20 protein-coding genes are annotated in these 23,060 nt (G+C 66.3%); 2 read left to right on the top strand and 18 right to left on the bottom strand.

The window, feature by feature from the left end; all coding sequences use genetic code 11:
- Positions 1-8: 8 nt before the first annotated feature.
- The 11 genes from leuA to ABUA28_RS05345 form a co-directional block, all read right to left on the bottom strand.
- Positions 9-1,769 (bottom strand): 2-isopropylmalate synthase, encoded by a 1,761-nt coding sequence (leuA, locus tag ABUA28_RS05395; RefSeq protein WP_349902923.1) that lies wholly within the window; start codon positions 1,767-1,769, stop codon positions 9-11.
- 171 nt (positions 1,770-1,940) lie between these two features.
- Positions 1,941-4,403, bottom strand: coding sequence for a bifunctional lysylphosphatidylglycerol flippase/synthetase MprF (locus tag ABUA28_RS05390; protein ID WP_349902922.1), 2,463 nt, complete (start codon positions 4,401-4,403; stop codon positions 1,941-1,943).
- The gene (locus ABUA28_RS05385; protein WP_349902921.1) at positions 4,400-5,689 is read right to left on the bottom strand and encodes an alpha/beta hydrolase; all 1,290 of its coding nucleotides are present in this window, start codon (positions 5,687-5,689) and stop codon (positions 4,400-4,402) included. Before ABUA28_RS05385 ends, ABUA28_RS05390 begins: the two co-directional genes overlap by 4 nt.
- A 131-nt stretch (positions 5,690-5,820) precedes the next feature.
- Positions 5,821-6,492, bottom strand: a complete 672-nt coding sequence (locus tag ABUA28_RS05380) for a response regulator transcription factor (protein ID WP_349902920.1) — start codon at positions 6,490-6,492, stop codon at positions 5,821-5,823.
- A complete protein-coding gene (locus tag ABUA28_RS05375) occupies positions 6,489-7,715 on the bottom strand; it encodes a sensor histidine kinase (RefSeq protein ID WP_349902919.1) in 1,227 nt (408 codons plus the stop codon). Before ABUA28_RS05375 ends, ABUA28_RS05380 begins: the two co-directional genes overlap by 4 nt.
- A 146-nt stretch (positions 7,716-7,861) precedes the next feature.
- Positions 7,862-8,773, bottom strand: coding sequence for a GTPase Era (era, locus tag ABUA28_RS05370; RefSeq protein ID WP_349902918.1), 912 nt, complete (start codon positions 8,771-8,773; stop codon positions 7,862-7,864).
- Positions 8,770-10,095, bottom strand: coding sequence for a hemolysin family protein (locus tag ABUA28_RS05365; RefSeq protein WP_349902917.1), 1,326 nt, complete (start codon positions 10,093-10,095; stop codon positions 8,770-8,772). Before ABUA28_RS05365 ends, era begins: the two co-directional genes overlap by 4 nt.
- Positions 10,096-10,101: 6 nt before the next feature.
- Positions 10,102-10,566, bottom strand: a complete 465-nt coding sequence (gene ybeY, locus ABUA28_RS05360) for an rRNA maturation RNase YbeY (RefSeq protein WP_349902916.1) — start codon at positions 10,564-10,566, stop codon at positions 10,102-10,104.
- Positions 10,563-11,546 (bottom strand): PhoH family protein, encoded by a 984-nt coding sequence (locus ABUA28_RS05355; RefSeq protein WP_349903282.1) that lies wholly within the window; start codon positions 11,544-11,546, stop codon positions 10,563-10,565. The genes ybeY and ABUA28_RS05355 overlap by 4 nt, the downstream gene beginning before the upstream one ends.
- A gap of 73 nt (positions 11,547-11,619) precedes the next feature.
- Positions 11,620-11,973, bottom strand: coding sequence for a histidine triad nucleotide-binding protein (locus ABUA28_RS05350; protein WP_349902915.1), 354 nt, complete (start codon positions 11,971-11,973; stop codon positions 11,620-11,622).
- A gap of 5 nt (positions 11,974-11,978) precedes the next feature.
- Positions 11,979-12,974 carry a DMT family transporter gene (locus ABUA28_RS05345; RefSeq protein WP_349902914.1) on the bottom strand — a complete coding sequence of 332 codons (996 nt, stop codon included), beginning with the start codon at positions 12,972-12,974 and terminating at the stop codon, positions 11,979-11,981.
- A 72-nt stretch (positions 12,975-13,046) separates the two neighbouring features.
- Between ABUA28_RS05345 and ABUA28_RS05340 the strand changes: the two genes are divergently transcribed.
- On the top strand, positions 13,047-13,940 hold the full coding sequence (locus tag ABUA28_RS05340; RefSeq protein WP_349902913.1) for a LysR family transcriptional regulator: 894 nt from the start codon (positions 13,047-13,049) through the stop codon (positions 13,938-13,940).
- 36 nt (positions 13,941-13,976) lie between these two features.
- Here the strand turns inward: ABUA28_RS05340 and ABUA28_RS05335 are convergent, their stop codons facing one another.
- The 3 genes from ABUA28_RS05335 to hrcA form a co-directional block, all read right to left on the bottom strand.
- Positions 13,977-14,705, bottom strand: coding sequence for a 16S rRNA (uracil(1498)-N(3))-methyltransferase (locus ABUA28_RS05335; protein WP_349902912.1), 729 nt, complete (start codon positions 14,703-14,705; stop codon positions 13,977-13,979).
- 187 nt (positions 14,706-14,892) lie between these two features.
- Positions 14,893-15,999 (bottom strand): molecular chaperone DnaJ, encoded by a 1,107-nt coding sequence (gene dnaJ / locus ABUA28_RS05330; RefSeq protein WP_349902911.1) that lies wholly within the window; start codon positions 15,997-15,999, stop codon positions 14,893-14,895.
- A 66-nt stretch (positions 16,000-16,065) separates the two neighbouring features.
- On the bottom strand, positions 16,066-17,085 hold the full coding sequence (gene hrcA / locus ABUA28_RS05325; protein ID WP_349902910.1) for a heat-inducible transcriptional repressor HrcA: 1,020 nt from the start codon (positions 17,083-17,085) through the stop codon (positions 16,066-16,068).
- A 225-nt stretch (positions 17,086-17,310) separates the two neighbouring features.
- Between hrcA and ABUA28_RS05320 the strand changes: the two genes are divergently transcribed.
- Positions 17,311-17,712, top strand: a complete 402-nt coding sequence (locus ABUA28_RS05320) for a DUF4870 domain-containing protein (RefSeq protein WP_349902909.1) — start codon at positions 17,311-17,313, stop codon at positions 17,710-17,712.
- 69 nt (positions 17,713-17,781) lie between these two features.
- On the opposite strand, the gene hemW is transcribed toward ABUA28_RS05320, so the two are convergent.
- The 4 genes from hemW to ABUA28_RS05300 form a co-directional block, all read right to left on the bottom strand.
- Positions 17,782-19,008, bottom strand: coding sequence for a radical SAM family heme chaperone HemW (hemW, locus tag ABUA28_RS05315; RefSeq protein ID WP_349902908.1), 1,227 nt, complete (start codon positions 19,006-19,008; stop codon positions 17,782-17,784).
- A gap of 2 nt (positions 19,009-19,010) precedes the next feature.
- On the bottom strand, positions 19,011-19,667 hold the full coding sequence (locus ABUA28_RS05310; protein ID WP_349902907.1) for a DUF1990 family protein: 657 nt from the start codon (positions 19,665-19,667) through the stop codon (positions 19,011-19,013).
- Positions 19,667-21,532 (bottom strand): translation elongation factor 4, encoded by a 1,866-nt coding sequence (gene lepA / locus ABUA28_RS05305; RefSeq protein WP_349902906.1) that lies wholly within the window; start codon positions 21,530-21,532, stop codon positions 19,667-19,669. The genes ABUA28_RS05310 and lepA overlap by 1 nt, the downstream gene beginning before the upstream one ends.
- 72 nt (positions 21,533-21,604) lie before the next feature.
- Positions 21,605-22,984: a DUF7405 family protein gene (locus tag ABUA28_RS05300; protein ID WP_349902905.1), complete on the bottom strand. Its 1,380-nt coding sequence runs from the start codon at positions 22,982-22,984 to the stop codon at positions 21,605-21,607.
- Positions 22,985-23,060 lie beyond the last annotated feature (76 nt).

Genomic DNA, 23,060 nt, shown 5'->3' with positions numbered 1-23,060 from the left:
GTCGGCTCCTACGCGTTCACGAGCTCGCGCTCGCCCGTGTTCGTGCGCACGGCACGGTTCACCGCGGAGACGACCGCCTTGAGGGATGCCGTGGAGATATCCGCGTCGATTCCGACACCCCAGAGGCGCACGCCATTGACGTCCAGGTCGACGTAGGCCGCGGCAAGCGCGTCACCGCTCGCACTGAGTGCGTGCTCGACGTAGTCGAACAGCTTCACGTGCACGTTCTGCTCGGCCATGATGTTGAGGAACGCCGCGATGGGGCCATTGCCGGTCGCTCCGGTCGCGATCACGCTCTCGCCGACCCGCAGGTCGATCTGAAGCGTGACCTCGCCCGACAGATCGCTCGACGTGCTCGTGCGGGTGAGCTCGAACTGTCCCCACTTGTCGTCGTCGATGGGTGCGGGCAGGTACTCGTCGGTGAAGATCTCCCAGATCTCGTCGCTCGTCACCTCGCCGCCCTCGGCATCGGTCTTGGCCTGCACGACACCGCTGAACTCGATCTGCAGCTTGCGCGGCAGGTCGAGCGCGTGGTCCGTCTTCAGCAGGTACGCGACACCTCCCTTGCCCGACTGCGAGTTGACGCGGATGACCGCTTCGTAGCTGCGGCCCAGATCCTTCGGGTCGACGGGCAGGTATGGCACGGCCCAGACCAGCTCGTCCACGGACTTGCCCTGCGCGGCCGCGTCGGCATCCATCGCCTCGAAGCCCTTTTTGATCGCGTCCTGGTGCGAACCGCTGAAGGCCGTGTAGACGAGATCGCCGGCCCAGGGGCTGCGCTCGTGCACCTTGAGTTGGTTGCAATATTCCGCGGTGCGCTTCACGGAATCGAGGTCGCTGAAGTCGATCTGCGGGTCGATTCCCTGCGTGAACAGGTTGATGCCGAGCGCGACCAGGTCGACGTTGCCGGTGCGCTCACCGTTGCCGAACAGGCAGCCCTCGATGCGATCGGCGCCGGCCATGTAGCCGAGCTCAGCCGCGGCGATCGCGGTGCCGCGGTCGTTGTGCGGGTGCAGGCTCAGGATGACGTTCTCGCGATGGTTCAGGTGCCGCGACATCCACTCGATCGAGTCGGCGTACACGTTCGGGGTCGCGGACTCGACGGTCGCCGGCAGGTTGATGATGACCTTGCGCTCCGGGGTCGGCTCGAACACCTCGAGCACCTGGTTGCAGATGTCGAGCGCGAACTCGAGCTCTGTACCGGTGTAGCTCTCCGGCGAGTACTCGTAGTAGATCTCCGTGCCGGGTACCAGCGCCTCGGCCTTCTTGCAGAGCCTCGCACCCTCGAGCGCGATGTCGATGATGCCCTGCTTGTCTGTGCGGAACACCACGTCGCGCTGCAGCACACTCGTGGAGTTGTACAGGTGCATGATGGCCCGCTTCGCGCCCTTGAGGGACTCGAAGGTGCGGTTGATGAGGGCTTCGCGCGCCTGGGTCAGCACCTGGATCGTGACATCGTCGGGAATCAGGTCTTCTTCGATGAGGCTGCGGACGAAATCGAAGTCGGTTTGGCTCGCCGACGGGAAGCCGACCTCGATCTCTTTGTAGCCCATCCGCACCAGCAGGTCGAACATGGTGCGCTTGCGTTCGGGGCTCATCGGATCGATGAGCGCCTGGTTGCCGTCGCGCAGGTCGACAGCGCACCAGCGCGGCGCCGTCGTGATGTGTGCGTCTGGCCAAGTGCGATCCGGCAGCTCGACGGTAAGCGTCTCGTGGTACGGACGGTACTTGTGAATCGGCATCGCCGATGGTGATTGCGTGTTCTTCATGGTCTCTGCTCCTCGTGCGAGTTAATGGTCAGCCAACGACGTATTTCGAGAACGCCAGACTCCGCGACGAGGGAGGCCTGGGTTAGGACTCGTCGCGGCAGCTAAGGAGGAGCAGACCGAACAACACAGGTTCAGGTTACCACCGCTGGACCGCAGGGCAGCACATCCTTGTCAACCGAGGCTTCGAACGAAGCGGATGCTCTGCTTGAGCGACATGGACGGCAGATAGGCCCGAGCGAGCGCGAACCCGATCGCCGGCAGCGCGAGCGGGTCTGGGTAGACCATCAACAGCCGGCGGAACTCCGGCTGGAACTTCTGCTTGAAGACGAGCAGTGACGCGAAGCCGTAGACGGGCTCGAGGGTGCGCGCGAGGAAGCCGAGCAGCCGCTGCATCCTGCCGTCGTCGGTGACCACGTCTTCGCTCATCGCGAGCGGGGCAGCGGACAGGCTCATCGTCTCTATGCCGTGCTGCTGCATTCTGAGGGCCGCGGACGCGATCAGGAATTCCATGACGCCGTTCATGCTGTCGGGGCGGCGGCGCATGAAGTCGAGGGTCCACCCGACCACGTCGCCATCCCGGTAGCTCGGCATCCAGCTCGTCACGGCCTGGATCGTGTCGTCGTCGTCGATGGCGATGAGCAGCGCCACCTCGGGATCGCGCAACTCGTCGAGACCCCCGAGGGTGAATCCGAGCTCAGGCAGGTTCTTCTCCGCGACCCACGACTCCGAGATGCTCTCGAGCTGCGCGGTCGCTGTGACGGGCAGGGACCGATAGCTCGTCCATTCCGCCCGCACGCCCGACCGCGCTGCACGGTTGATCGAGCTGCGCACGTCCTGCCACGCCTTGCCCTGCATCGACCAGCCTTCCGGGCGCACCACGGTCTCCTCCCCCACGACCATGGAGGACCAGCCCATCGACTCGAACAGTGGTGCCAGGGTCTCGTGCACGCTGTAGAAGACGGGGGTCCAGCCGTTGTCATCGCAGAAGGTGGCAAAGTCGCGCACGGCCCTCTCGAGCTCTGTCGGCGGCCCGATCGGATCGGAGGTTGTGATCGCGACGCCCGAATAGACCCGGTATGCGATTGCCGCGCCCCGATCCGGGGAGAACCAGTAGCTGTTGCCGTTCCAGGTCGACATTCGGCCCAGGGTCCCGCCACCGCCCGCTTTCAACAGTTCGATCACACGCTCCCGTTCCGCGGAGCTCGTGCGATTCCTCTCGGAGAAGAACATCGGAATCACCGCGACCAGGAGCACGATCCAGAACGCCGGGCCGATCCACTCGTACACGAGGCGGGAGAGAGGCGCAACGGGAACGAAGGTGAGGTGCTCGAGCCTGAGGAACCCGACGGGAACGAATCGTTCGGGCAGGTCGAGCAGGAGGTCGCCCGGCGTGGCGACGGGCCGGAACTGCCGGGGAAACATCAGGCCGACCCCCACGTAGAGCGCGCAGAGCACGACGAACGCGGCACCGACCCTGATCACGAAGTCCTTCACCACACTGTGCTGGGTGCGCACGGTGAAATGTCGCAGATTCATGGCGATGAGCACGGCGATGACGAGCGGAACCAGCACGGAGACCGCCAATCGAACCGCCGACTCCGTGCCGGAGGCGTTGTCGATGTCGATCGGATTGCTGCCGAAGGCGGGAAGGAAGCCGTAATAGAAGCTCGCGAGGACGGCGAGGAGCACGTTGACCGCGATCGCGATCCACGCCGCGCTCCTGCGCCCGCGAATCATGCCGAGCCCGGCGACCAGGAGCACGACGAGCGGAAGGGGCGCAAGCAGCACGGGCCCTGGCCCGTTGAGCCGAGCCAGCGCGAGATCGAGGTTGCACCCCGCGCTGGCCAGGTGGTGCGCGCAGAGGTGCTGCACGTTGTTCAGGCGCGGAAGCGCGTCCCGAAACAACAGGCCGAGCGGATGCAGGGGTCCGTACCTGGCCGGAGTGAAGATGCTGACAAATGGTCCGACCGCCGTGATCATGAGGGCCGCAGCGAGCAGGCCGCGTGCCTCGTGGTGGGAACTGCGGGTCCAGCGCAGTGCAGGACGCACCCGCTTCATGAGCAGCCCGAGAAGCAGCCCAGCCGTGGCCGCGATGAGCCGGAACAGGTCGGAGGGCTGCCCCGAATACAGGAAGACGACGATCAGCGCAGTGAAGCCGAGGACGCGCACTCGGCGTCGCCAGAGCGGTCCGGCCCAGGCACTCGCGGTCATCACGATGCCGGAGATCGCGGTAAACGGATCCAGGACGACGAATTCGCGGATGCGCACCGCCCAGATCTCGCGCGCGAGCAGCCCCGCGGCCTGCAGCAGCATCCCGACGACCGCGCCCACGTACGCGGTGGTGACGAACGCGATCAGCGTTCGCCACCATCCCATGAGCCGCTCAGCAGCACCGACCAGGAACACGAGAGCGGCCAGGGACACGAGCAATTCGAGGAGATCGCTCGCAAAGAAGACGGAGGTCAGTGGCGAGAGCAGGTTGTGGCTCTCGTTGAAGACGTCGAGTCCCGTACCGACACGCGGACGCAGCCCCGGACCGGGACCGCGCAACAGCGACCCTGTCACGAACGCGAGAACCAGCATCACCGCTGCGAGTGACAGGCTCACCCGCCGCGAACGGACCCAGTCACTCATTTCAGGCCCCACTCAGCGCCGAACAAGGGGAACGCGCGGACGAGTGCATATTGCACCGTGTGCCAGTCGTGTGCGGTACCGGGTGAAATCAGCCTGTGCACGTCCATTCCCGCCGCAGCAGCGGCGCGCGCCACTACCGCGGCTCCCGGTGCAAACTTCGTGTCCCTGGCACCCACGGCGAAGATCGCGAGGGTGTGCCGTGGATAGGGCGCCCCCGCCGCAAGCAGGGACAGCGGGCGCGCCTGCTCATAGCCGGCCTGGGAACCGGCGAAAGCATCCCGCACCGTGGCAGCGATCGAGCCCCGGTGTGGCGCGACCTGCCCCGAAATGTCGAGGATGTCGCCAAAGAGCTCCGGATGGGCGGCCCCCAGTTGGATGGAACAGGTGCCGCCCTGCGAGAAGCCTCCGATCGCCCAACCGCTCGGGCCACCGAGAACGTGCAGGTGCGATCGGATCCACCGGGGAACGTCGACGGTGAGGTAGGTGGCTGAGTTTCCCAGCGGCGAGTCGACGCACATCGGATTGGCGTCGGTAGCACCGAGCTGGTCCGGAATCACCACGATCGGCGCCAGTCCCCGATGTGCTCTTGCGTACCCGTCCGCGATGGAAGGCAGTGCGGCCGAGGTCGCGACGTTCGACGGCGCTCCCGGTTGCCCTGACAACATGATGAGAATCGGCAGGACCGGCGCGTGTGCGGCGAGTGCCGCCGGCGGCAGGTAGACGATCGCCGGGCGGGCGGCGAAATGCGAAACCGTGCCGGGGATGTCGACGGTACCCACACGGCCCTTCATCCTGAGGTTCGCGGGCGGCGTCCACTCCGCCGCGGTGCCCTGCGCTTGAAGCGTCGCGAGGAACCGGGTGCTCAGGGGCGGAATGATGGTCTTCCCGAACACCTGCCCGAGCGCCGGGAACTCGCCGATATCCGCGTTGATCCCCACACCGCCCATGAGAACGAAGATCACCACGGACAGCGCCGCGACGACATTGCGCCACCAGGGTCGCGCCCCCAAACCTACGAGCGCCACGAAGACAAGCGCGACGGTGGCCGTGAACCAGAGGCGCGTCGGCACGCTGAGCGCCACGCCGAAGCTGTCCCACACATCGCTCACCAGCCACGTGATGACCCAGCCGAGTGCGGCTCCGCAGGCGGCGGCGATCACGCTGACGAGAAGCCGTCGCAGCGGGCGCCGTGCCAGCAGCACGACCATGGCGATGCCGGCGAGCAGATAGATGATGATCGGCACGGGGCCGTCGATCAACCTCAGATGCCACAGTCCATCGAGCACTTCGTACGCTCCTCCGCGCATCCAGAAGTCCATTATCTGGAACGCGGTGGGCCTGGAGAGACCGTCGCGGTCATCCTGAGGGAATCTTCAGCGGTACACGAGAATCGCCCAGCGCGCTCACAGTGCGACGACTACTCCGTGAGGCCGTGCTCGAAGGCGAAGACGACGAGCTGCACTCGATCGCGCAGACCCAGTTTGGCCAGGATGCGGCTGATGTGGGTCTTCACCGTCGCCTCGCTCAGGAACTCACCACTCGCGATCTCCGCGTTGCTCAGGCCGCGCGCAGCGAGCCTGAAGATCTCCCTTTCGCGCGCGGTGAGCGCCGCGAACGCCTCGGGCTCAGCCCGTCTCGTCTGGGCACCGTCGAAGTGCTCGAACAGCTCGCGGGTCGCCGCAGCAGCGATGACGGCGTTGCCCGCATGCACCGTGCGGATGGAGGCCAGCAGGAACTCCGGGTCTGCGTCCTTCAACAGGAAACCGCTCGCTCCGCCGCGGATGGCCCTGGTGGCCGCCTCGTCGAGGTCGAACGTCGTGAGCACGATGATGCGAGGGAGCGCCTCGCCGCGCTGCTCGGCCGCGGCGAGAATGGCGACGGTCGCGCCGATACCGTCGAGCACGGGCATCCGGATGTCCATGAGAATGACGTCCGGTCTGGTGGCGGCGGCCATGGCGATGGCTTCCTGCCCGTCCCCTGCCTCGCCCACGAACTCGAGGTCGGCCTGGGAGGTCACGAGCATGCGGATGCCCGTGCGAAACAGTGCCTGATCGTCGACGAGCGCGACCCGGATCGGCGCCCCCGTCATGCGTCCTCCGCGGAATCCTGGACAGCGATCGGCAGCACCACTCGTACACCGTACGTCTGCCCGATGCGCCCGGCCGCGAAGGTGCCGCCCCAGAGCTTCGCGCGTTCGCTCATGCCCGCGAGACCGTGCGACAGGCGTGGGTCATCGGCTACGACCGATTCGCCGACTGCGGGCGTCACAGCGTTCGACACCTCGATGGTGACCGACTCGGCGCTCCAGTCGAGGCTCACACTGACCTCCTCCGACGCATCCCCGTGCCGGAGAGCGTTAGTGAGCGCCTCCTGCACGATTCGATAGACCGCGAGCTGCTGGCCCGCGGTAAGCGAGACGACATCGCCAGTCTCGGAGAAGGTCACGGTGAGGCCCGAGGCGCGCAGTTGCTGGAACAGCGGTTGCAGATCGGCCACCGTCGGTTGCGGGGCATCTCCCTGGTTGTGCCGCAGCTGCCCGAGAAGCACGCGCACCTCGCCAAGGGCCTGCCGAGCGGTACGTGAGATCGCGACCAGGGCGGCATCTACTGCCCCCGGTTCCTTCGCCCCGGCGTAGCGAGCGCCGTCCGCCTGTGCGATCACGACGGCGAGCGAGTGGGCGACGACATCGTGCATGTCCCGGGCGATGCGAGTGCGCTCCTGCTCGATCGCGACATCCCGCTGGGCAGCGAGGCGTTCCCGCTGCTCTACCGCGACGGCCTCGCTGTTCTCCCGTGCGCGCCGCCAGGTCTTCGCGAGCAGGCCGAAGGTCCAGCTGAGTACGAAGACCACAAGAGCGAAGAAGAACACGATGAACAGTGAGGTCACCGATTCACGGATTTGCCCCTCGAAACCGCACACGCTGGTGCGCCCTGTGGTGCAGGCGAAAGCGTGCACCACGGCGCCGAGCGAGTTGTAGAGGGCGATGACGGTCGCACCGAGGATTGCCGACGCGAGCCCGGACCACTTGACCACGGGCATCCCGAAGCGAGCGGTGCAATACAGCACGGGCAGGATGGCGAGGTTGGCGACATCCGGATGCAGCCCGGCCGACACCTGCAGGATCGCACCGGCCCAGGCGACAGCGAGCGCGATCGCGGGGCTCACTCGACGCAAACCCAGCGCAGCCGCCATCGCGATGACGACGAACAGCATCCACGCCTCGCCGATCCCGATCAGGAAGCGAAGCAGGAGGCACACCGACGCGACTATGACGTCGAACATGAGGTCGACGCGCGTCATGGGGCGGAACATGGCTTCTACGCTACGGGCTCATCCCGGTCGCGATCCGGATATCACTCTCTCGTCGCGCAAGATCATCCTGTCGATGTAGGCAGAGTCGGTCGCTTGGTCTCGATACACGTCCTCCTCCGTCGGTCGCACTCGACCCACAGAAAAAATCAGAAGCCCAGGCGTCCGAGCTGCTTGGGGTCGCGCTGCCAGTCCTTGGCCACCTTGACCCGGAGCGAGAGGAAGACCTGCTTGCCCACGAGCGGCTCGATCTGCGTGCGGGCCAGTGCACCGACCTCGGTCAGCCGGGAACCACGGTGACCGATGATGATGCCCTTCTGGCTGTCGCGCTCGACGAACAGGTTGGCGTAGATCTCCACGAGGTCCTTGTCGTCGCGCTCGACGATGTCGTCCACCGTCACCGCGATCGAGTGCGGCAGTTCGTCCTGCACGCCCTCGAGCACCGACTCGCGGATGAGCTCGGCGATGCGATCCGCGAGCCCCTCCTCCGTCACCGCGTCGGCCGGATACAACGGATCGGACTCCGGCAGCAGGCGGATGAGCTCGTTCGTGAGCACGTCGAGCTGGATGCGGCTCGTCGCCGACACCGGAATGATCGTCTCCCACTCCCTCAGCTGCGAGACCGCGAGCAGCTGGGCCGCTGTTGCCGGGCGCGAGGCCGCATCGATCTTCGTGACGATGGCGACCTTCTTGGCGCGAGGGAAGGCATCCAGCTGCTCGTTGATGTAGCGATCACCGGGGCCAATCTTCTCGTTCGCCGGCATGCAGAACCCGACGACGTCGACATCCCCCAGGGTGTCCTGCACGATGCTGTTGAGACGCTCGCCGAGGAGCGTGCGCGGCCGGTGCATGCCCGGGGTGTCCACCAGGATCAGCTGGCCGCTCTTCTGGTGCGCGATGCCCCGGATGGCCCGCCGCGTGGTCTGCGGCTTGCTGCTCGTGATGGCCACCTTCTCCCCCACGAGCGCGTTCGTGAGAGTGGACTTGCCCACGTTGGGTCGGCCGACGAAGGACACGAATCCCGCGCGGTAGCCGGGTGGTGTTGTTGGGTCCATGGTCATTCGCCGTCTTTCCGCTGGGTCTCGCTGTGGTGGTTGCTGCGTTGGTCGAAGGCTTCCTGGGCATCGGCCAGCGCCTCGTTGCGCTCGACGATCACCGTGCTGAGACGCTTGCGCCGCCCCTCCGTGCGCTCGGCCGTGATGATGAGGCCGGAGTGGGTCACGGAGGCACCGGCGGTGGGGATGCGGCCGAGCAGTTTGGCGACGAGACCACCGACAGAGTCGACATCGTCGTCGTCGAGGTCGATGCCGAAGAGCTCTCCGAGTTCGTCGACGGGCAGGCGGGCATTCACCCGGTACCTCCCGTCCGTGAGCTGCTCGAACTCCACGATCTCGTGATCATATTCGTCGGAGATGTCGCCGACGAGTTCCTCGATGAGGTCTTCCATTGTGACGAGGCCCGCGATGCCGCCGTACTCATCCACGACCATCGCGAGGTGGTTGGACTCGAGCCGCATCTGCCCGAGCAGGCTGTCCACCTTCTTCGACTCGGGAACGAACAGCGCGCTCCGCACGAGTTCAGCCGCGGTCAGCTCCTCGTAGCCGACGGGCCTCTCGTAGCTGAGCCGCGCGACGTCACGAAGGTAGAGCACCCCGAGGACCTCGTCGACGTCGTCGCCGATCACGGGCATCCGCGAGACGCCACGGCTGAGGAACAGTCCCATGGCGGCACCGACGCTGTCTGTGCCCTCGATGGTGACCATGTCGGTGCGCGGGATCATGACCTCGCGGACGACGGTGTCGTTGAACTCGAAGATCGAGTGGATGAGCTCGCGGTCGTCTTCCTCGAGCACCTCGAGCTCCGTGGCCTCGTCGACCATGCTGAGCAGCTGCTCTTCAGACGAGAAACTCGCGTTCCTCGGTCTCCCGGGCGTGACCTTGTTACCGACGGCGACGAGCGCGGAGGCGATCGGACCGAGGAACACGCGAACGGCGCGGATGGCCCACGCCCCCCAGCGCATGATGGGTCTCGCGTTCACCCTGCCGACGCTGCGCGGGCTCGAGCCCACGAGCACGAACGACGCGAGCGTCATGATCGCGGCCGAGGCCAGCAGCGTCCACCACCACTCGGCGAACAGCGAGGCGAAACTCAGTGTGACGAGCACGGCGGCCGTGGTCTCCGCGACGACGCGCATGAAGTTGATCGCGTTGACGTGCGCCCCGACGTCTCCGGCGATCGCGAGCAGCGATGCCTTCGCCCTGGACTGCGCGGCGAGCTCCTGCAGGTCCGCCCTGGACAGCACGCTCAGTGCGGAATCCGCCGCAGCAAGGAAGCCGCCGAACGCCACGAGCAACACTGCGGCAGCGACGAAGAGCGGAATCACGGCCTGCTACTTCGATCGTCGCTCGGAGTCGGCGAAGCTCGCCAGGATGTCGCGCTGGATGCCGAACATCTCCTTCTCCTCGTCCGGCTCGGCGTGATCGAACCCGAGGAGGTGCAGGATGCCGTGTGTCGTCAAAAGCAACAGCTCGTCCAGAGTGGAGTGGCCCGCCTCCTCCGCCTGCGCGATCGCCACCTGCGGGCACAGCACGATGTCGCCGAGCAGTCCTGCGGGGCTCAGGGCGTCGTCCGTGCCCGGCCGCAGCTCGTCCATGGGGAAGCTCAGCACATCCGTGGGGCCCGGCTCGTCCATCCACTGCACGTGAAGCTGCTCCATGGCTGCCTCGTCCACGAGCACGATCGCGAGCTCGGCATCCGGATGCACGTGCAACTGGTCGAGCGCGAACATCGACAGTCGCTGCAGCGCAGCCTCGTCAACCGGCACCACGGACTCGTTGTTGACTTCGACGCTCATGGCTTCGATCCCTCCGCGCTGCGGCGCTGCTCGCGTTCGTACCGCTGCGCCTGACGCTCCGCATCGTACTTCGTGTAGGCGTCTACGATCTGGCCGACGAGCGTGTGCCGCACGACATCGGCGCTCGTGAGCCTCGCGAAGTGGATGTCGTCCACGTCGGACAGCACGGTCGTGACGAGCTGGAGTCCGCTCGCCGCGGCCGGCAGGTCGATCTGGGTGATATCGCCCGTGATGACCATCTTCGAGCCGAACCCGAGCCTCGTGAGGAACATCTTCATCTGCTCGGGCGTGGTGTTCTGCGCCTCGTCGAGCACGATGAATGCCTCGTTCAGCGTGCGACCTCGCATGTAGGCGAGGGGTGCGACCTCGATGGTCCCCGTTGCGAGAAGCTTCGGAAGCACTTCGGGGTCCATCATCTCGCCGAGCGCGTCGAAGAGCGGCCGCAGGTACGGATCGATCTTGTCGGTGAGGGTGCCCGGCAGGTAGCCGAGCCGCTCGCCCGCCTCAACGGCCGGCCGGGTCAGGACGATCCGGGTGACCTCTTTGCGCTGCAGCGCCTGCACGGCCTTCGCCATCGCGAGATAGGTCTTGCCGGTTCCCGCCGGTCCGATACCGAAGACGATCGTGTTCGCGTCGATCGCGTCGACATAGTCCTTCTGTCCGGCGGTCTTCGGGCGGATGCTCCTGCCGCGGCTCGTGAGGATCGCCTGGCTCAGCAGTTCGGCCGGGCTCGTGCGCGGATCGGTGCGCAGCATCTTCGCCGATTCCGTCACGCTGTGCTCGTCCACCTCACCGTCGCCCATCTGAGTACCTCTCCTGATCATCGTCACCAGCTCCTCGACCAGCCGCACCGCTCCGCGCACCTCAGCTGTGTCGCCCTCAATGGTGATCTCATTACTGCGCACCGCGAGTGTTACCCGCGGAAACTGTCTCTCGATGACCTTCAACAGGCGGTCCTGGGTGCCGAGCAACCGCACCATGGCAATGCCGTCGACGCGCAGGCTCGCACTCTCCACCCGGGCGGCATCCTGGATGCCCCGTTCAGCCCTCTCGCTAGTCGGCAAGTGTTCCTTCCGCAAGGTTCCCACCGAGAACGTGGGCGTGTACATGGAATACGGTCTGTCCGGCGCTTTCACCGGTGTTGAAGACCAAACGATATTCACCGCCGGAATGTTCCTCGGCGATCTGGCGGGCGGTGGCGACGACCTCGGCGAGGAGCGCTGGATCCCCCGCCGCGAGCTCGGCGACGTTGGCGTACTGCTCGGTCTTCGGCACCACGAGGATGTGCACCGGTGCCTGCGGTGCGATGTCGCGGAAGGCGATGATCCGCTCGGTCTCGAAGACGATGTCAGCCGGAATTTCGCGCGCGACAATCCGCGTGAAGATCGAAGGGCTCTGGTCTGACATGTCCCCTAGCTTAAACGACGGGAGGCGAGGGCGGGCTTCCGTTCGCTCTGGGCGGCGTCCTCACGGTGCCGCTGTTCGACCCGGCGCCCCCAGAATGTTCCGACGAGCACGAGGAGCATTCCGCACCAGCCCGCGGCATCCAGTGTGTCGTGCGCGATCCCGACGCCGACGATCGCGGCCCAGAGCGGTTCCGTTCCGAGGAGCAGGCTCACCCGAGCCGGCGAGGTGCGTCGCACAGCCCACATCTGCACGACGAAGGCGAACACCGTGCAGATCACGACCAGGTAGGCGAAAAGTGCGAGCGTGCCTCCCCCGAGCGTGCCGAGGTAGGCAGGTACGGAGTCACCGATGAACGCCGACGCGACCGTGAACAGCACGGCGCAGGTCGACAGTTGAACGGTCGTGAGCGTGAGCGTGCCCACGGCGGGGCGGGGACTCGCGGGTGCGCCGCTTCTGCCTTCCGTCAGCCGGTGCATGGCGACGACGTGCACGGCTCGGATGACGGCGGCGCCCAGGATGAGAAGGTCGCCGGGGCCCGGCGCCTCGAACGCTCCAACACCCGCAAGGAGCGCTACGCCTACCACCGCGACGAGCGCCGCGAGGAAGAAGCCGCCCGGCAGGCGCCTGCGCGCGACGACGGACTCGAGAATCGGGGTGAATACCATCGTGAGGCTGATGATGAGCCCCGCGTTCGTGGCCGAGGTGTGTGCGATCCCCGAGGTCTCGCAGACGAACACTGCGGCGAGGAGCACTCCCAGCACGACCCCGACTCCGAGTCCCGCTCGCGTGAGTCTGGGTTGTTCCCCTGGGCCTGAACGCGCTCTCCGTGCCACGACGATGACCGCCATCAGGGCCGTCGCCAGAAGCATCCGCACGGAGAGAAGCGCGATGACCGATGACGGCGTCACGAGCTCCTTCGTCACGAGATAGGTCGACCCCCAGGATGCGGCGACCACAAGCAGGAGAAGGTCGACCCGGAAGCGGCAGAGCGTTGTCATCATGCCCCATGCTCTGGGGCGGCCATCCCTTAGTACAAGGGACCAATATCGTGACACATGCATTAGTTTGGACTAATGGAATTGGGCCAGCTCCGTGCGCTGCGCGAGTTACGGGACCGCGGCAGCATCGCGGCCGTCGCCGCCGCGCTTCACGTGACGCCGTCATCCGTCTCGCAACAGATCACGGCGCTGCAGCGCGATTCGCCAGTTCCGCTGACCAGGAAGGAGGGGCGACGCACCGTCCTCACCGACGCCGGAGCGGCGCTCGCCTCCGCGGCTGTCGGGGTCGAAGTGGCTCTCGCGCGGGCGAGACAGGCGGTGAAGGACTACCAGTCAGAGCCCGCGGGAACGGTCTCCATCGCGGCCTTTCACAGTGCGGGGACCACCTTCTTCGGGCCCCTGCTCGCCGAGTTCAGTGACCCGAAGGAACCGCGACTGCGCCTCAGCGACGAGGACGTTGCCCAGGGCGACTTCCCCGGGTTGACGGCCCGGCACGACCTGGTCCTGGCCCACCGCCTCGCCGGCAGCGCGCCGTGGCCTGACTCTGTCTCGGTCAAGCCGCTCCTGTTCGAACCCCTGGACATCGCGGTGAGCACGCGCCACAGGCTCGCCACCCACCGATCGCTCACCCCCGATGACCTGCGCGGCGAGAGCTGGGTGGTCGTGCACGAGGGCTTTCCACTCGAGGGTGCGCTCGTCTCGATCCTCGGTGCGAGCGAGGTGCGCATTGCCCACCGGATCAACGAGTTCGCCGTAGCCGCCTCAGTCGTCGCCGAGAGCGGATGTCTCGCCCTCATGCCGCGCCACACCGTGCACCAGCATCCCGGAGTCGTGCTGCTGCCGCTCAAGCACTCGCCGCTCGGCAGGCAGATCGACTGCCTCGCCCGCCCGGAGACGCTTGAGCGCCGGAACGTGCGGCTCGTGCTGTCGAGAATCAGGTCGCTCGCGACGCGGCTCCAGCAGCGCTGAGCTGCCTCGCAATCGCCTGGGGCTAATCGCGCGTGGCTACCAGCGCCCGAGCCGCGAATTGAGCACGGCGATCGCGGCGGGTCCCGCCGTCGAGGTGCGCAGCACCGGGCCGCCGAGCCTCCAGGCGGATGCCCCTGCTGCGGCCAGGCGCGACAGTTCTGTATCCGAAATCCCACCCTCCGGCCCCACGACGAGCACGATGTCTCGCCCGTCGGGCTCAAGCGCGCTCAGGGACTGCTCCGCGGCGGGGTCGAGCACGATCATCCGTGCCTCTCCCGCCAGTGAGCACAGCACCGCGGTCGAGGCGAGGTCGCCCACCCCCGGAATCCAGGGTCGAAGCGACTGCTTGGTCGCTTCGCGCACGATCGCGGACCAGCGCTGATGGCCCTTGGCGACCTTGTTGCCCTCCCACTTGACGATCGACCGCGTCGCGGCCCAGGGAATCACGCCGTCGACGCCGAGTTCCGTCGCCTGCTGCACGGCGTACTCGTCCCGATCGCCCTTCGCGAGTGCTTGAGCCAGCCAGATCGCGGGACTCGCGGCCGGAGTCTGCTCCACGGTCTCGACCTCGAGCACGAACTCGCCGGCATCCGCGGACACGATGGTGCCGCTCACGACGAGCCCGGCGCCGTTGCCGACGGAGATCGACTCACCGGTGATCAGGCGACTCACGGTGACAGCGTGCCTCGCCTCGGCACCGCTCACGGAGATCCGCTCGCCCACCGCCGCAGCCAGCAACTCGTCATTCAGATAGAAGTGCGCCACGCCTCAACTCTCCCAGATTCCACTCGCGCCCAAGAGTGCCTCCCCGAGATGTCTGCTTTCGGAAATTCAGGACTTTGGCCACGCGCCGACGCATGCACCCCCGGAGTTACCGCACAGAGTCGCAGTCGGGACGACCAAAGTCCTGAATTTCCGAAGGGGCCACACCCGGGCGGGTGGGCGGAGCAGCTCAGATGTTGAGGAAGCGGTCGCGCAGCTTCTGGAACAGTCCCTGCTGGAAGTGGGTGAGCGTGGGCGCGGACTGCTTGCGGCTGCCGGCGAACTGCTTGATCAGCTCCTGCTCCTTGCCGCTGAGCTTCGTGGGGGTGGTCACCTGCACACCGATCTTGAGATCGCCACGACCGCTTCCGCGAAGACGGGTGATACCGCGGTCCTTGACCGTGATGACCTCCGCGCTCTGGGTACCTGGCTTGATCTCGACCGTGACCTCACCATCGAGCGTCTTGAGCGTCGTCTTGGTGCCGAGGATCGCATCCGTCATCTGCACCTCAAGCGTGGCCAGCAGGTCGTCGCCGTTGCGGCTGAACACGTCGTGGTGGCGCACCTTGATCTCGAGGTACAGGTCACCGTTCGGGCCGCCGGCCGGGCCGACCTCACCCTGCGACGGCATCTGCAGGCGCAGCCCGGTGTCGACGCCCGCGGGGATGTCGACGGGGATCGTGCGGCGCGCGCGCACGCGCCCCTGTCCCTGGCAGGTGGGACACGGATTCGGGATGACCGTGCCGTAGCCGCGGCAGGTGCCGCACGGGCTCGAGGTCATGACATTGCCGAGCAGGCTGCGGACGGTGCGCTGGATCTGCCCTGTTCCCTGGCAGATGTCACAGGTGACCGGCTGGGTGCCGGGAGCACAGCACGAGCCGCCGCAGGTCTCACACAGCACGGCCGTGTCCACCTCGACGTCGCGCCGGGTTCCGAAGACGACGTCGTCGAGATCCACCTCGACCCGGATGAGCGCGTCCTGGCCCCGTTCACGGCGAGACCGCGGCCCGGAGCGCCGCCCACCGCCACCGCCGAAGAAGGTCTCGAAGATGTCACCGAAGCCGCCGAAGTTCGCCCCGCCGCCGAAGCCGGCCTGCGGCCCGAGGTCATACTGCTGGCGCTGGTTCGGGTCGGAGAGCACGTCGTAGGCGTGCGTCACGAGCTTGAACTTCTCGGATGCCTCCGCACCCGGGTTCACATCGGGGTGAAGTTCTCTCGCAAGACGGCGATATGCCTTCTTGATCTGATCGGGAGTCGCATCCCGGTCGACGCCAAGAACCTCATAGTGGTCTGCCAATGTCGTTCCTCAATATGTTGTGTGCAGCAGGCACGGGTCCAGCGCGATATGGTCCACCTGGTGCGGCTAGTCGCCCAGCAGCCGAGAGAGATACCGCGCAACGGCCCTGACCGCCGTGATGTTGCTCGAATAGTCCATGCGGGTCGGCCCGAGCACGGCAAGGCGCGCGAGTCCGTCTCCCGTCGAGGTGTACCCCGTGGTCAGCACGGAGGTCTCCCCCAGTCCGAATGATGCGTTCTCGCTGCCGATGCTCACCGAGAACCCGTTCTGCTCGGGTTCCATCTCGCCGAACAAGCGCAGCAGGGTGACCTGCTCCTCGATGGCCTCCAGCACCGGATAGATGCTGCCGCTGAAATCCTCCTCGGTGCGAACGAGGTTCGCAGTGCCCGCCATGAGGAGCCTCTCCTGGCGCCCGGCGAGCACCTGCTCGCTGAGGGCCGCGGCCACCTGATCCACTACAGCGCGTCTGTTCGCCTCGAACTGTTCACCGAAGCCCGAGAGCTTGTCCGCTGCGGCGTCGAGGCCGAGACCGTCGATCGCGGCATTGAGCTTCTCGCGAAGGGTGTGGAGGAAGCCGTCGTCGAGTTCCTCACTCAGGTCGAGCAGTCGCTGCTCGACGCGCCCCGAGTCGGTGATCAGCACCGTCATCATGCGTCTCGGCGCCAGCGGCACCAGTTCGATGTGCCGGATGCGCGAGCGCGTGAGCGAGGGATACTGCACGAGTGCGACGTGGTGGGTGAGCTGCGCGAGGAGACGCACCGTGCGTCCGAGCACCTCGTCGAGATCGGCGGACTGGCCGAGGAACGTCTCGATCGCCTGGCGCTGGGCCGCAGACAACGGGCGCAGGTCCGCGAGCTGGTTGACGAAGACGCGGTAGCCCTTGTCTGTCGGGATACGGCCGGAGGAGGTGTGCGGCGCCGCGATGAGTTCTTCTTCTTCGAGCAGTGCCATGTCGTTGCGGATGGTCGCGGCCGAGACCCCGAAGGAGTGGCGGTCGACGATCGACTTCGACCCCACCGGCTCGCGGGATGCGACGTAGTCCTGCACGATGACCCTGAGGACCTCGAGGCTGCGTTCTGAAACCATCTCGCACCCTCTCTTCCCGCGCATCCGATTACTGGCACTCAGCTGCTTTGACTGCTAATTGTATCGCGAGCACGCCCTCTCGGACATCGTGTGGCGGTCATTGCGTGCCGTGTGGCTGGGCACTACCTTAGGCATGTGCTCGACCGTGACCCTTTCGGGGCGGGAGAGCGCGCACAGTCTCTCCTGACTCCAGGAAGGACCCGTTGACACTGAAAGGCTACGCACATGACTGACCAAACCCCGCAGCCAGCGGCACCTCAGCCTGCGGCACCGCTCACCGCGGCCGACGACAAGCTCTGGGCATCCCTCGCCCACTTCGGTGGAATCCTGTGGATCCTCCCTTCGCTCATCATCTTCCTGGTGTTCAAGGATCGTGGAGAGCGCACCAGGGTCGAAGGCAAGGAAGCCCTGAACTGGCAGATCACCTTCCTCATCATCTGGATTGCCTGGCTCATCATCTCCTCGATCCTCCTCATCCCCTTCGTCATCGTCGGCCTCGGCTGGCTGCTGACGCTGATCGGCTTCCTGATCTACATCGCGAACGTCGTGTTCTCGGTGCTCGGCGGAGTGAAGGTGCAGCAGGGCGGTTCCTACCGCTACCCGTTCTCGTTCCGCTTCATCAAGTAACACCGCACCAGCCACGCACGCGGGTTCGGGAGTTCGCTCCCGAACCCGCGCTGTGTTCGAGGCCCGGATTCAGTCGGCGAGCAGTCTCCGCACCACGGCATCGGCCAGGAGTCTTCCGCGCAGGGTGAGGCGGATGACGCCCGCGAGAGCCGCCCCACCGTCGACGAGTCCGTCGGCGATGAGCCCGGCGACCGCGGTGCGTCCGTCCGCTGTCAGGACGTCAACGGGCAATCCCTCGCTGATTCGGCTCCGCAGCAGGACGCTCTCGACTCGCCTCGTCTCCGCATCGAGCACCTCGCGTCCCGCCCCCGGCGAGTGGCCGGCGGCGATACGCTCCGCGTAGGCGGCCGGGTGCTTCACGTTCCACCAGCGCACTCCACCGACGTGGCTGTGCGCGCCCGGCCCGACGCCCCACCAATCGTGTCCCTGCCAATAGGCGAGGTTGTGCCGCGAGACGAACTCCGACCCCCTCGACCAGTTGCTCACCTCGTACCAGGAGAAGCCCGCGTCTGCGAGCACCGCATCCGCGAGCTCGTACATGTCTGCCTGCAGGTCCTCGTCGGGCTGCGGCACCTCGCCTCGGCGGATCTGCCTGGCCAGCTTGGTGCCGTCCTCGACGATGAGCGAGTACGCAGAGAGGTGATCCGGATGCTGCGCGAGCGCCTGGTCGAGCGAGCGCCTCCAGTCGTCGATGGATTCGCCCGGAGTCCCGTAGATGAGGTCGAGACTCACCTGGAGACCGGCGTCCCGCGCCCACTCGACCACGAGCGGAATCCGGTCGGGATCGTGCGTGCGCTCGAGCGTGGCGAGCACGTGCGGCACCGCGGACTGCATGCCGAAAGAGACGCGCGTGAAGCCGGCGGCCGCGAGGGCGTGCAGGTACTTCGCGTCGACGGAGTCGGGGTTCGCCTCCGTCGTCACCTCCGCGCCGGGCGCGAGTCCCCACGCGTCGACGACGGAGCCGAGCATCGCGGCCAGGTCCGTCACCGGGAGCAAAGTCGGAGTGCCGCCACCGAAGAACACCGTCGAGACCGGCCGCGCGGCGACTCCCGCCGTATCGAGGATGCGGTATGCCATACCGACCTCGGCTATCGCCTCCCCCGCGTAGTCTGTGCGCTTCGCGCCGCGCAGTTCCTCCGCCGTGTAGGTGTTGAAGTCGCAGTATCCGCAGCGCACCCGGCAGAACGGCACGTGCAGGTACACGCCGAAGTTGCGATCGAGCGCACCGACCGCCGCGGAGTCGGGCAGCGCACCGTCCAGCGGGGCCGGGTCAGCGATCGGGAGTGCACCGGGCATGATCAGTCGATCGCGCCGGAGAGGGAGCTCAGGTAGCGCCTCGTGTAGAGGAACTGGGCGAATCGCAGCACCGGATACACGCACCACCACAGCCAGTGCGATGGCCTCGAGAACGCGCGCACCTCGAACCACACCGATCCGTCCTCGTCGAGTTCGACCACGAAGGCCTCCTCGCCACGCTCCGGATGCCCCGCAAGTGTCCCATAGGCGAACCCGCGTCGCTTCTTCTCGTTGATCACGTACACCACCCGCGCGGGAGCCTTGATCGAGAACGGCCCAACAGGAATGTGCAGCCAGACGGTGTCTCCGGCGGCGACCATCGGGGTTCCGTCAGATCCGTAGACGATCTCCTCGTCGCCCGCCGCCTGTGAGCGCGGCACCGGAACTCCGTCGGTATCGAGCGAGACGGGAACGTAGGCGTGGCCCGTGACCTCGTCCGGGCTCTCGGTCGTCTCGACCCGCAATCCGCTGCGCCGCTGCACGCCCCACGAGAGCACCGCCTGTGAGGCGAAGCTCCACCTCAGCGGGCCGTGACCGATGCGCACGCGCTTCACGACGGGGCGAAAACCTGCGGGCGGGTAGCGAAGCAGGTCTGAAGCCTGGGTGGCACCGACCGCGGCATAGCTGACCGGCTGCTCCCACAACGCGGAGCCGTGCATCACTTCTTCTCTTTTTTCTCGGTATCGCCGGAGAGCGCGGCGATGAACGCCTCCTGGGGAACCTCGACGCGTCCGACCATCTTCATGCGCTTCTTCCCCTCCTTCTGCTTCTCGAGCAGCTTGCGCTTGCGGGTGATGTCGCCCCCGTAGCACTTGGCGAGCACATCCTTACGCATCGCGCTGATGCTCTCGCGAGCGATGATCCGCGCCCCGATGGCCGCCTGGATCGGCACCTCGAACTGCTGCCTGGGGATGAGCTTCTTCAGTCGCTCGGTCATGAGCACGCCGTAGGCGTACGCGTTGTCTTTGTGCACGATGGCGCTGAAAGCGTCGACCGCCTCACCCTGCAGCAGGATGTCCACCTTCACGAGGTCGGCATCCTGCTCGCCCAGCGGCTCATAGTCGAGCGAGGCGTACCCCTGCGTGCGACTCTTGAGCTGGTCGAAGAAGTCGAAGACGATCTCACCGAGCGGCATCGTGTAGTGCAGCTCGACCCGGTCTTCGCCGAGGTATTCCATGCCCTGGAGGGTGCCGCGCCTGCCCTGACAGAGTTCCATGATGGTGCCGACGAAGTCCTTAGGCGCGAGCACCGATGCCTTGACGATCGGCTCGGACACCGAGGCGATCTTCCCCGCGGGGAACTCGCTCGGGTTCGTCACCGTGACAGACTTCTTGTCATCGGTCGTGACCGTGTAGATCACGCTCGGCGCCGTGGTGATGAGGTCGAGACCGAACTCGCGCTCGAGCCGCTCGGTGACGATCTCGAGATGCAGCAGTCCCAGGAATCCGCAGCGGAATCCGAAGCCGAGGGCGACGGATGTCTCCGGCTCGTACACGAGGGCGGCGTCACTGAGCTTGAGCTTGTCGAGGGCCTCCCGCAGCACCGGATAGTCGGAACCGTCGATCGGATACAGTCCCGAAAACACCATCGGCTTGGGCTCGGAGTACCCCTTGAGCGGCACCTCCGACGGCTTCGCCGAACTCGTCACGGTGTCTCCGACCTTGCTCAGGCGCACGTCCTTGACCCCGGTGATCAGGTATCCGACCTCACCGACGCCGAGGCCCTTCGTTGGAGTCGGCTCGGGCGAACTCACACCGATCTCGAGCAGTTCGTGCGTGCTCTTGGTGCTCATCATCATGACCTTCTCGCGCGGTACGAGCGTGCCGTCGATCATGCGCACGTAGGTGATGACGCCGCGGTACGCGTCGTACACGGAGTCGAAGATCATCGCTCGTGGGGCAGCGTCCTTCTCGCCGTGCGGCGCGGGCACGAGTTCGACGACCTTCTGCAGCAGTTCCTCGACGCCCTCCCCCGTCTTGCCGGAGACCCGCAGCACGTCGGCAGGGTCCCCGCCGATGAGTCCGGCGAGTTCCTTCGCATACTTGTCCGGGTCAGCAGCGGGCAGGTCGATCTTGTTGAGCACCGGGATGATGACGAGGTCGTTGTCGAGGGCAAGGTACAGGTTCGCGAGTGTCTGGGCCTCTATTCCCTGGGCGGCATCCACGAGCAGGATCGCTCCCTCGCACGCGGCGAGGCTCCGCGACACCTCATAGGTGAAATCGACGTGACCGGGGGTGTCGATCATGTTGAGGGCATAGCTCTCGAGCTCGCCGGATGGCCCGGCGGCGGCCCACGGCATCCGCACGGCCTGGCTCTTGATCGTGATGCCGCGCTCGCGCTCGATGTCCATGCGATCGAGGTATTGCGCGCGCATGTCGCGATCGCTCACCACGCCGGTGATCTGCAGCATCCTGTCTGCGAGCGTCGACTTGCCATGGTCGATGTGCGCGATGATGCAGAAGTTGCGGATGAAGGCGGGGTCGGTGGATGCCGGCTCCAGGGTCTTCACTGCTCGTGGCGACACGGTGTCCTCTGCTGATGCTGGTGGGTGAACACACTATTCTCCCATGCGTATGCGGCCCCGAAGGCCGCGGCATCATCCGAGCTCGGCGAGCGGGAACGAGCGGTGCGCGCGAGGCGGCAGCAGAAGGTTCTGCCGGTGGGTCGTCTGCAGGAATCCCGTGAAGCCGAGATTCGCATCCGGCATGTTGTAGCGCTTCTGGTGGTCGACGCTGTCCATCTGCAGCCGCAGCTTCTCGTAGTACTGGGCGGACGGCCCCATACCGACGAAGTGCACGCCGGCCCGCGGCGTCGGGTCGATCCGCCCGGCGGACGAGAAGGCGAAGGGGTTCTCCACCGTGTTGAAGTCCTGGCGGAGGAACATCACCGTGCCGCGCGGCAGCTTCTCTCCGTACGCGGTCGTCGTGTCCTCGCTCAGTCGCGACAGGAACTGCATCTGCTCGTTGTGACCGATGACACCGGTCTCGGCAACGTCGCGATCGCGCTGTTCCTCGAAGGTGACCGTGGCGGGTGACTGGTCGGGCGACAACACCTCTGCGCCCTCCGTGCGGCGCGGGTGGAACACGCGCGAGAGCCGATCCTTCGACCCCAATTCGTACCACTTGGCGAGGTCGATCCCGATGCGCGACAGGTGCATGGCCGTGCCTCCGGCGAAGTAGTCGTCCACCGTGACATCGGTGTATCCGGGAAGGGTCTCAAAGCTCGGCAGGTTGCCCTGGGCCAGGCCGTGCACGTGGCTCGAGCTGAACCCCATGAACAGCATGGCGCCATCCGGAACATGCTCCGCCCCGGGAATCCCGAGTCGCTGCCCGATCACCTTGGGCAACCCGTGGCCCGCGAACCCGTGACGGAGCGAGGTGATGGTGAACAGGTCGCCAACGTAGGCGTTCTCGGCCGGAAGACCGTTGAGTACCTGCTCGCCCGGGCGGAACAGTGCACCGATGACCTGCTCGATGTGGCCGCGGTAGTCGCTCTTGAAATGGAAGACGATGTCGTTGTCTTCCAGCTGCGCGTCCTGCGGGTCCTTCGGGAAACGGATGGAATCGATGATCGCGGGCTCACCCTCGCTGCCCGCGAGCGTCGACTTGGGGAAGTGCTCGTCAACGAGCGCCTTGGGCAGGAAGTTGCGGAAGTAGCTGAGCCCGTACGCCACCTGGGTGAGGATGCCGCCAGGATTAAGCGGGTACACGCGCTCGACCTCGGCGAGTGCCGCGGCAAGGCGTCGCTGCGCCGAGCGGAGAGCCTCGCGATCGCCCGCGGGAAGCGTGAGCGTGGCGGTGACGACCGAGTGCCAGAGCGGCACGACCGCGACGGGAACGCCCAGGTGATCCTCGACCGTCACGCCGGGAAGCTCGTACTGGGTCTTGGGAGGTTCGGCCCAGTTCCGCTTCGAGTAGTCGACCACTCCAGACCAGTCGAAATCTGCGACACCTGGCTGATCCACCGCTGCGGACACGAAACACTCCCTTATTTAGATGAACTTTGCTGTTTCTAATTCTAGCGACGCGCCAGATAGTCGATATCGGGGTGCC

The sequence above is a fragment of the Parafrigoribacterium humi genome (genome assembly GCF_040227205.1).
Taxonomy (GTDB): domain Bacteria; phylum Actinomycetota; class Actinomycetes; order Actinomycetales; family Microbacteriaceae; genus Parafrigoribacterium_A; species Parafrigoribacterium_A humi.
This window is presented reverse-complemented; position numbering and strand designations above follow the sequence as displayed.

Bases quoted from the DNA above. Each gene is read 5' to 3' on its own strand.
- ABUA28_RS05375 (WP_349902919.1), bottom strand. From the start codon at position 7,715: ATGTTCCGCCCCATGACGCGCGTCGACCTCATGTTCGACGTCATAGTC.
- hemW (WP_349902908.1), bottom strand. From the start codon at position 19,008: ATGCCCGGTGCACTCCCGATCGCTGACCCGGCCCCGCTGGACGGTGCG.
- ABUA28_RS05340 (WP_349902913.1), top strand. From the start codon at position 13,047: ATGGAATTGGGCCAGCTCCGTGCGCTGCGCGAGTTACGGGACCGCGGC.
- hrcA (WP_349902910.1), bottom strand. From the start codon at position 17,085: ATGGTTTCAGAACGCAGCCTCGAGGTCCTCAGGGTCATCGTGCAGGAC.
- ABUA28_RS05345 (WP_349902914.1), bottom strand. From the start codon at position 12,974: ATGATGACAACGCTCTGCCGCTTCCGGGTCGACCTTCTCCTGCTTGTG.
- ybeY (WP_349902916.1), bottom strand. From the start codon at position 10,566: ATGAGCGTCGAAGTCAACAACGAGTCCGTGGTGCCGGTTGACGAGGCT.
- ABUA28_RS05390 (WP_349902922.1), bottom strand. From the start codon at position 4,403: ATGAGTGACTGGGTCCGTTCGCGGCGGGTGAGCCTGTCACTCGCAGCG.
- ABUA28_RS05320 (WP_349902909.1), top strand. From the start codon at position 17,311: ATGACTGACCAAACCCCGCAGCCAGCGGCACCTCAGCCTGCGGCACCG.
- leuA (WP_349902923.1), bottom strand. From the start codon at position 1,769: ATGAAGAACACGCAATCACCATCGGCGATGCCGATTCACAAGTACCGT.
- ABUA28_RS05380 (WP_349902920.1), bottom strand. From the start codon at position 6,492: ATGACGGGGGCGCCGATCCGGGTCGCGCTCGTCGACGATCAGGCACTG.
- ABUA28_RS05310 (WP_349902907.1), bottom strand. From the start codon at position 19,667: ATGCACGGCTCCGCGTTGTGGGAGCAGCCGGTCAGCTATGCCGCGGTC.
- era (WP_349902918.1), bottom strand. From the start codon at position 8,773: ATGACCATGGACCCAACAACACCACCCGGCTACCGCGCGGGATTCGTG.
- ABUA28_RS05355 (WP_349903282.1), bottom strand. From the start codon at position 11,546: ATGGTGCGGTTGCTCGGCACCCAGGACCGCCTGTTGAAGGTCATCGAG.
- ABUA28_RS05350 (WP_349902915.1), bottom strand. From the start codon at position 11,973: ATGTCAGACCAGAGCCCTTCGATCTTCACGCGGATTGTCGCGCGCGAA.